Below are 1,131 nucleotides of genomic sequence, written 5' to 3' on the forward strand. Positions count from 1 at the left end.
CAAGGGGTTTACCGCTCCAGTCAGCCGCACTTTCCGTGGGACGATGAGACGAGTCATGCGGAAGATTCCCTTTCAAACGCATGTAGGGATTCATCACGGACGCATTTGCAATAATGGCCCGTCCAGCAGTGCCATAGGGAAGTTAGCTAACAGTTTCTCAACGCCTGCATTTTTATAAAAAAACGATGTCGATGAGGCTAGCTATTATCTAGGTCAATACATTCACCGAGAACTTCTTGACACATACCAGCATACCGCCCACATTGTACGCTACACTATTTAATGCATTGACCGTAGGCCGCGTTTCCGGACTAAAATAATGAATGACAACCGGGCTGAAATACACAACATATACGGCTCCACCAAAGCCCATAATAAACCGGCCTATCACAAATCCCCAATATTGAGGCGCTAAAATAGCCATAATACTGCCCGCTAGAATTAATAAAGACCCCAGTCCAATCGCTTTTTTTGGCAATAATCGAGTTAAAATACCTGCAGCACAAAAGTTCCCGATGATTTTAGCAGCAGTAACAGAATTGGAAATAAGTGTCGCCGACAAAAAAGAATCCAATTGAAAATATTTCATGATCTGCGGAGTCAACGTACTTCCGGCAATCCAGCTTACAGCAAAAAAAGCATAGGTAAAAAACATGACCAGTTCAATAAAATTAGCTCTTTTACTTAATACAACCGTTGTGTCTGACATAGAAAAGCCCTCCTCTCAAATGTTGCATCCTGCCAGAGATCCAAATCCAGACGTGTTTTCATCAAATCAACATCATGATTATTGTTTTAATTATAACAAGACAGAGTTACGGCACAGTTACAAATCCATTACGAAAACGATCTCAGATAGAGTACAATTAAGTTTGCAAAAGTAAAAAAAGGAAAAAGCCATCAAAACTCCGAAAAGGTAAGTAGCGAGCAAACCAATAAGGAGTGAACAAATGATGGCTCACCTAAATTCTACCGTATCTTTTGAAAAAATGCTAATGAAATTTATATCAGAGGAAGATCCGATGCAATCTATGCTCAAATGGCTCTGTGAACGTCTCATGGAAGTTGAAGTAGAAAGTAAGCTTTGTGCCGAGAAATCAGAACGGAACAAGGAACGCCAGGGATACCGAT

1 protein-coding gene and 1 pseudogene are annotated in these 1,131 nt (G+C 40.8%); one reads left to right on the forward strand and one right to left on the reverse strand.

Annotated elements, in window-relative coordinates:
• Positions 1-208: 208 nt before the first annotated feature.
• Positions 209-709, reverse strand: a complete 501-nt coding sequence (locus AB840_RS15315; protein WP_082146016.1) for an MFS transporter — start codon at positions 707-709, stop codon at positions 209-211.
• Between the two features lie 244 nt (positions 710-953).
• Between AB840_RS15315 and AB840_RS16960 the strand changes: the two are divergent.
• Positions 954-1,131 (forward strand): annotated as a pseudogene (locus AB840_RS16960) (IS256 family transposase); the annotation flags it as partial.

Origin of the sequence: Megasphaera cerevisiae DSM 20462 (assembly GCF_001045675.1) — a bacterium.
GTDB classification, from domain to species: Bacteria; Bacillota; Negativicutes; order Veillonellales; family Megasphaeraceae; genus Megasphaera; species Megasphaera cerevisiae.

Excerpts from the sequence above, each read along its gene's own strand:
- AB840_RS15315 (WP_082146016.1), bottom strand. The coding sequence starts at position 709 with ATGTCAGACACAACGGTTGTATTAAGTAAAAGAGCTAATTTTATTGAA.